Source organism: Schlesneria sp. (assembly GCF_036405755.1).
GTDB classification, from domain to species: Bacteria; Planctomycetota; Planctomycetia; order Planctomycetales; family Planctomycetaceae; genus Schlesneria; species Schlesneria sphaerica.
The window spans coordinates 1-7,511 of record NZ_DASWWZ010000665.1 but is presented as its reverse complement, the minus strand read 5'-3'; the positions used below and the strand labels follow the sequence as shown (position 1 = coordinate 7,511).

Annotated in this window: 6 protein-coding genes; 3 read left to right on the top strand and 3 right to left on the bottom strand. The window is 56.9% G+C overall.

The window, feature by feature from the left end:
* From VGE80_RS22000 to VGE80_RS21990, 3 genes are all read left to right on the top strand, one after another.
* The coding region (locus VGE80_RS22000) for a DUF1553 domain-containing protein (RefSeq protein WP_440594138.1) at window positions 1–774 on the top strand (774 nt) is incomplete at its 5' end.
* An 87-nt stretch (window positions 775–861) separates the two neighbouring features.
* Entirely contained in the window at window positions 862–2,241 is a 1,380-nt protein-coding gene (locus VGE80_RS21995; protein WP_440594137.1) for a DUF1501 domain-containing protein, read from the top strand.
* A gap of 375 nt (window positions 2,242–2,616) precedes the next feature.
* Window positions 2,617–4,080 (top strand): Nramp family divalent metal transporter, encoded by a 1,464-nt coding sequence (locus tag VGE80_RS21990; protein ID WP_440594136.1) that lies wholly within the window; start codon window positions 2,617–2,619, stop codon window positions 4,078–4,080.
* A gap of 166 nt (window positions 4,081–4,246) precedes the next feature.
* Here VGE80_RS21990 and VGE80_RS21985 read toward each other — a convergent pair whose 3' ends face one another.
* Genes VGE80_RS21985 through VGE80_RS21975 form a run of 3 tightly spaced genes read right to left on the bottom strand, consistent with a single transcriptional unit; the run spans window position 4,247 to window position 7,358 of the window.
* Entirely contained in the window at window positions 4,247–5,569 is a 1,323-nt protein-coding gene (locus VGE80_RS21985) for a hypothetical protein (RefSeq protein WP_440594135.1), read from the bottom strand.
* Window positions 5,566–6,840 (bottom strand): hypothetical protein, encoded by a 1,275-nt coding sequence (locus VGE80_RS21980; RefSeq protein ID WP_440594134.1) that lies wholly within the window; start codon window positions 6,838–6,840, stop codon window positions 5,566–5,568. The genes VGE80_RS21985 and VGE80_RS21980 overlap by 4 nt, the downstream gene beginning before the upstream one ends.
* A gap of 26 nt (window positions 6,841–6,866) precedes the next feature.
* Window positions 6,867–7,358, bottom strand: a complete 492-nt coding sequence (locus VGE80_RS21975) for a DUF420 domain-containing protein (protein WP_440594133.1) — start codon at window positions 7,356–7,358, stop codon at window positions 6,867–6,869.
* Between the last annotated feature and the right edge of the window lie 153 nt (window positions 7,359–7,511).

Here is a 7,511-nt window from a genome sequence, read left to right as displayed (position 1 = left end):
GGGATCGTGGACCCGATCGATGATTTTCGGGCGACAAACCCGCCGTCAAACCCGGCGTTGCTCAAGGCAATCTCGGAATACCTGGTGTCTGGCAAGACGCCTGGCTCCGAATCGAATCCAGGCGGAGCGATACCGTCGTCCGATCTCACTGCTCAAATCCCGGCATTCGATTTACGGCGTCTGTTGCGAGCGATCCTGAACTCCAGAACTTACCAGCTCTCATCCACCATCAACGAGACCAATCGAGACGATGAATCGAACTTCAGCCGTGCCTACGTCCATCGCTACTCTGCAGAACAGCTACTCGACGCGACGAGCCTGATGCTGCAGGTTCCACTGGAATTTTCGGGCTATCCACCAGGTCGACGGGCGGGACAAATCCCCGGGATCAACGCGATGAAGACCAGAGAGAACGGGCTGACGGAAGCGGATCGATTTCTCCGGCTGTTTGGTCGACCACCTCGCCTGCAATCCTGTGACTGTGAACGATCCGACGAATCCACACTGGGGCAGACATTCCAGCTCGTGAGCGGTTCACTCGTGAATCGAATGCTGACCGCCAAATCGAACCGCCTCAGCAACCTGAGCGGAGAGAACAACCGCCCCGAGCAGGTGATCACCGAACTCTACTGGAGCGCACTCACAAGGCCGCCGACAGAGAAAGAACTGGCCGGCATCACGCAGTTTCTAAACCAGTCCGAGAACAAGCGTGCTGCACTGGAAGACATCGTCTGGGGACTTTTGAACTCGCACGAATTCCTTCTGCGGCGATAGCTGTCTGCCAGGGAGTGCGACAAGCACGCTCAAAAGTGCTTCACGCAGCTGATTCATTCAACAACCCGCAATGCAGAGGCAACGGAGATGACATTGAGACAAACACCCCAACTCATTCTTCCCCGCAGGAAGGCATTGCAGATTGGCGGACTTGGAATGCTTGGTCTGACGATGCCTCGCATGATCCGGGCCGCAGAAGAACCCGCCGTCCGAACGGGCCGTGCAAAATCCGTAATCTTCCTGTACCAGTTCGGCGGGCCCAGTCACCTCGACACGTTCGATCCCAAGCCCATGGCACCTGCCGGAGTTCGTAGCCATTATGGGGTTATTGACACGGCTGCCCCCGGAATTCAAATCTGCGATCAACTGCCAAAGACTGCAGCGGTCATGGACGAGATCACCGTGATTCGGACCGTGTATCACACGATGAAGAATCACAATCCTGCCGCCTATTACGCACTGACCGGCCACGCTCCCCCCGTCGACGACATCCGGCTGCGCGACTCGCAGGATTTGTTTCCTGCATACGGTTCGGTCGTCGATCGGCTTTCCCCCAACACCAACGGCATGCCCACGTTCGTCGCCTTTCCGCACGTGATGCGCGACGGTGAAATCACACCGGGTCAGCACGCCAGCTTTCTCGGAAAAGGCCATGATCCGTTGCTGATCACGTCCGATCCCAACGATCGCCGGTTCGCTCTCCCGGAACTCAGTTTGCCCAATGGACTTGATGCTCAGCGGTTGCAGGACAGGCGTCAGATCCAGCAACTGGTCAATCGGCAGATTGGTGAGCTCGAACAGAACCCGGCCGCACGCGGACTTGATGCCTACTACGAAAAAACGATGGGAATGCTGAATTCGTCCAAGGTCCGGGATGCGTTCAACCTCGACGCCGAACCTCAGGCCATCCGGGAAAAGTATGGACGAACGACGTATGGGCAAAGCTGTCTCCTTGCCCGTCGCCTCGTCGAAGCGGGTGTCAAATTTGTGAACGTCTACTTTGCGAATAGCATCGGTGGTCGTCGCAATGACGGGGGCTGGGACACGCATGGCTTCGATAACACCCGCATGTATCCCATCCTCAAGGATTACCTGCTTCCGATAACCGACCAGACGCTTCCGACCTTAATCACGGATCTGAAGGAACGCGGGCTGCTGGAAAGCACGCTGATCGTCTGGATGGGCGAATTTGGTCGCACTCCGCGGATCAACGACAATATCAGTCGCGACCACTGGCCGCAGTGCTACTCGGTGTTGCTGGCCGGTGGTGGTGCCAAACGGGGATTCGTCCACGGCGTATCCGACAAGCAGGCTGCCTATCCGGACAAGGACCCCGTCCAGCTCGACGATCTCATGGCGACCGTGTTTGAACTCTTGGGGATTAATCCTCAAACAGAAGTGCGCGATAAGCTCAATCGGCCGCTCCCGATCTCCGCAGGTCGTGTTGTGACGAATGTGATCACTTAGGGATCCTCAGGGCACAGAAGCTCCTCATAAAAGTCTCGATTAACTCTCTGACCGCAGTTCGGACCTGCACGGACGTCGTCACACGCCCGTGACAATCACAGTCACGGTTCCCGACCGCCCGATTCCTGCACGCCTCATCCCGAAGTTATCCGCTGCCCGCGAGCAAGTGACTTCACGGGAATTGCATTGGGGTTAACGGCTGGACTCCGACGGCCACTCTCGTCGGAAAGGGTCTTCGCGAGAGACCTCGAAACCGGCTTCGACGAGAGGTACTGATCGGATGAATCAATCTCCGCTTACGCTTGCTTTGTCAGCGCCATCACGGAGAATGCACCCCTCCCATTTTCAATTTGCTGGCAGCCGAAAGAGTCTCTGATGATTGAAGACGTCGAGTATGATCCGTATGCGCTTCCGGCAGACGCGATTCAGGAACCGCCACAGTCTTTGCTGACGGCGCTGCGTAAGATCGGTCCGGGGATCATCCTCGCGGGAACGATTGTCGGGTCCGGAGAACTGTTGCTGACAACTTCTCTCGGTGCAAAACACGGATTCGTCTTCCTGTGGCTGATCCTGTTCAGTTGCGTCATCAAGGTCTTTGTTCAGACAGAGCTGGGTCGTTACGCCATTTCCTCTGGAAAACCGACCCTCGGGGCAGTCAATGAACTGGGCGGACCTCGTCTGGGAGCAAACTGGATCTGCTGGTGGTGGTTCGTGATGATGTCCACGACTGTGTTTCAGCTTGGTGCCATGACGGGCACCGTGGGCCAGTCCCTGCACCTCGCATTCCCCGGCCTCAGCGAACAACTCGTCAGCCTGTTCGATACTTCGTTCCCTGCACTGGCCAGGATCGTCAGCGAACGCCCTGATTATCCCTGGGCCATCCTGACCTGTCTAACAGCGATTCTGCTGCTCTGGAGCGGCAGCTATCAGAGAATCGAGTCCGTGACGACATTTCTGGTTGTGGGACTGACTCTGGTCACCGTGACGGCTGCGATGGCCCTCCCGGCGACTCGGTTCCCCATCCCCTGGAACGATGTCGCCAAGGGGTTGACGTTCGGTCTTCCCGCAGAAGGGATTGCGGTCGCATTCGGAGTTTTTGGAATCACCGGAGTGGGCGCAGCAGAGCTGTTCTATTACCCCTACTGGTGCCTCGAGAAAGGCTATGCGAGATATGCCGGCCGGTCTGACGAGAGTCAGGAATGGGTGAACCGGGCTCGCGGCTGGATCTGCGTCATGTATCTGGATGCATGGGTCAGCATGATCGTTTTTACCATTTCGACCGTCGCCTTTTATTTCATGGGAGCGACAGTCCTTCATAGCCAGGGCTTGGCCCCACAGGGTAAAGATATGATCCTGACCCTGTCGAGAATGTTTGTCGATTCCTTCGGAACGTGGACTCAGGTTGCGTTTCTGATTGGAGCGGGTGCTGTGTTGTTTAAGACGCTGTATCTGTCATCCGCCGGAAATGCACGGCTGGTGGCAGATCTCATGAGTCTGGCCGGTATCGCCCGTTATCGACAACCGCACGAACGCGCTCGTGCGATCCACTGGATCTCGCTGCTCATTCCCGTCATTGCTCTCGGTCTGTTCCTGACATTCAAAGAGCCGAAGTGGATGGTGGTGGTGGGGGGCTTTGGACAGGCACTGACATTGCCGATTATCACCGCGTCGACAATTTATTTCCGTTACCGAAAGCTCGACCGGCGTCTGACACCTCCGCTGCTCCTCGACATCTGTCTGTGGATCGCGTTTGTTTCCATTACCCTGGTTGCCGGGTACGCGATGAGAGATCAGATCATCAAATTCGCATTCACTCCGTCGGTCATTGGCGGGAAATAGAATCGGCCCGATCGTCAAGCGGCGGCCGCTCGGGCTGTTGCACAGAGTCTCTTTCCACGGCGAGATCACGAGTTCCCCGCCCCGCACCAGCGGAGTGGGACTGGGGCAGTCGTGGACGTTTTCCCCCCCTGTAAGAAACCGCGAAAAAGGTGCGGGGGCGGGAACGTCACTCGACGTCCCCTTCTGGCGTCACGATCCCATATGACTCAAGCAGACTGTCCCGTTCGGCATTCAGGTCCAGGTCGATGTAGGTACGAAACGACCGGACCATCTGAATCTTCCCTTTTGGAACCACGGGCTTCACTGGCGTTTTTTTCAGATCATCCGCCTGCTTTAAGGCTCTCTCCGTCCAGGTATCCATGTTCACATCCGCTTTGACAATTTCCCCCGTCGCCTTTTCGTATTGGTCCACCTCCGCCGCATAGGCCTGGTGCAGGGTCCGAGCCGTATTGGCGAGCTGTTCTGCTGCGGCGACAGACCGTATACACTCAGCCTGGTAGATACCGCGCTGATTGAGCAACTGAGTGAGTCCGAATTCCAGACGCCTTTCATCCACCCGGCGCCCTGCTAAGCGGGTCGTCTCCCGCAGCATCGCCACTTGCTGATCGAGAAGTGCAATCGAGCTCACTAAAACCTGGGCTCGTCGATCGACAAGAGTGTACTCTTTCTCAAGCCGGTCCATTGATTTTTGAAACTCAGCCGTTTTCTCAGCGAAGGTCTCTTTCGCTTCCGCTGCAGACTTCTTCAGCCCCTCTCGTTTTACCTTCGCTCCGTCCAGTGACCTCTGCAGGCGAGCCTGTTTGCGTTCCAGTTGTGCGGCCCGCTGCTGCTTCACCTTTTCCCGTGCCTGCTCGATTTCGCTTTCCAGTTCTGCATGCTTCATGTGGATCTCGGTTTTTCCGGCGAGATATCCCTCCATGCGTTCTTCAGGCAGAATTTCTGCCAGCTTCGCTTCCGCCTGTAACCAGTCCTCTCGACGCTCTTTTGTTTCACACGTAAGACCCAGTGTGGCCATGATCGTGCCGATCCAGCGAACATCGGCGTCTACCGAATGAGACGAGGACTCGTCCCCGCTCGTAATCCGCTTGGCAAACTCCATCAGGCGGGAATATCCGGTGTCATCATTCTTTGAGACGAAGCAGGTCCAGATCTCGGCTTTCCAGGCGGCGTGATACATCACCCCTTCTGATCGCGTGACCGCCTGAAATTTTTCCAGTGCCTCTTTCTTCTTCAACTGCTTCCAGAGGACCAACCCTTGCGCATAATCGATACGGGGATCGTCCGGTGCGTCAGCCTTGAGGCGCAGATAAAGTCGCTCCGCATTGGCCAACTGTTGAGGCCCCCTTTCGAACCCCACCGCCAGTAGTTCCGCCACTCGTTTACCCAGTGCGGGATCGACCGGCGTATTGTCCTCGGCACAGCAAAGTCGGGTCGATGAATTGAAAGTACAGGCGATCAGAATCATCGCGGTTAGAAGAGCCTCTCTCACTCGGTCGCTCCTGCGCTGATGGAGTAGAGCTGAATCGGAGGGCCATCCAGAGCCTTCGTATAGGTTTCGCGAAATTCCTCGAAGCGGGTATCCACTTTCTGCTGCGTGGACATCGTTGCGGCACCAAACCGGATCGCCCGCCGCATGGACTCGGCATCGACCAGCCCGAGGGCACCCAGGGATTGCTTGATCGACTTCACCTGAGGATCATCTTCGATTCTCGCCTCCGCCTGAGGACGTGGCTGAGCCGCATCGCCCACCTCTGTCTGGCTCCAGATCGTCCGCCAATCCCCCTCGGCCACCTGGACAACAAACCGCGAATCGACCCGGACACGTAAGCCGACCGGATCAATCTCCAATCGTGTCACGCGAAATCCGCGTCGCTTGAGTGTCTGTGCCTGACGAATGGCATTCGCCAGCCACCGCGACTGGTCGTGATATTTTTTCGGTGCCGAAAAATCGTTCCCGAGATCCTTCAACAGCGAGTTCCACTGCTGCTCGAGCAGTTGCGGGATCACCTGGACGAGATCTGCGGCTTCCCCCGCTTTCGTGCGACTGATCACATCCCCCGTCCCCTGGAAGTTGAGTTCCTCAACCAGCCCATGTTCCAGGAGCGCACATCGTGCCGCCCATTCCGCATCACTTTGTACTCGTCCCGGCAATTGCTTGATGAACTCTTGGGCCGGCGCCTCGAAGTGAATTCCGAGGTCGGTCAACTCTTTCTGCAGTGACGCAACTTCACGAGTTTCGACGTGAGTGATCCGGGCGTTCCAGGCATGAGTCGCAATCAGGCGACGATCCCCTTGAGCTCGCACCATTCTGGCAATTGATGCGGGGCGAATGTCGTACCAGAGAAAATCAGGGTCTTCGTCCGGCGGTTTGGCCAATAAGCGGTCCAGTCGCTCCAGTTCCTGCTTGAAGAAGAAACTCATTCCCGCCGGGACATCACCTGCATCTAAACGTTGTCTGATCCGGTCACGCGTTTGTATCCGCGCGCGCTGGCGGGACTCCACATTCGTTTTGACGACGGCAGCAGCGCCCTGTGGGTCGGCAGCCGACAGCCAGTCTCGCGAAACCACGAGTGTCAGATACGCCTTGGGGTCGCTGCTGGCAACGAGCCCGCGCAGAGTGCGCCCGGACTTCAGCACGATGACATCGACGGCGGAATTGTGAGGGCCACTCGACTTCGGGTCCGCGTGCACAAGCGATGGAACAAGGCCGATCGCCACAATGAATTTGCAACAGTTTTGACGACGTGCGACCGGGGACACAGCGGCACCTTCCGTCTCAAGTGGGTTCAACCGCGGTTGATAAACGCCACATAATAGAATACCAGCCCCGTCAAAGATGTCAGCAGCAAATCTACTGCGGACGTCCAACCTAGGAGGGCATGCAGCCTGCTATGCTTCCCGGGGGCAGGGGGATGCGGAAATCTCAGCAGGGCGCAAATGATCGTCGTGGCCCACAGAAATGGGGTCGTCACGGCAAAAATCAGATGGATCCGCAGTGCCTGCCGAATCGTATCAGCCTGTTCGGCTGAAAGTGGGGGCCCCTTGCTGACGACCTTCTTCCAACCTCCCTGGACCCAGTGCAGGTCAAACTCGAAGGCAAACACGGCCACCAGAAGCGTGACTGCCAATGCCAGCTGAAGGTTCCGATGACGCTGAAAGCGTCGCTTCCACTTGACCGAATAGAGGCTGAAGATCAGAACGGGAACCAGCAGGACCAGGGCAACAACGATCGCATCCAGCATGAAAGAGGCATGATTTCCCAGGAATCCATCTTTCATGGAAGAACGCCTTCCTATTTTCAGAAGTGGTGCGGTCCGAGCGATCCTGTGAGTTTCAGACCTCGTCTGGGAAATGGGAGTGATCCAAGCAGATCACTCGATCCCCTCAGTCGACTGCTGACATCGATTCCTGAAGAATTTCGGCGATGTGCA

Bases quoted from the DNA above. Each gene is read 5' to 3' on its own strand.
- VGE80_RS21995 (WP_440594137.1), top strand. From the start codon at position 862: ATGACATTGAGACAAACACCCCAACTCATTCTTCCCCGCAGGAAGGCA.
- VGE80_RS21990 (WP_440594136.1), top strand. From the start codon at position 2,617: ATGATTGAAGACGTCGAGTATGATCCGTATGCGCTTCCGGCAGACGCG.
- VGE80_RS21975 (WP_440594133.1), bottom strand. From the start codon at position 7,358: ATGAAAGATGGATTCCTGGGAAATCATGCCTCTTTCATGCTGGATGCG.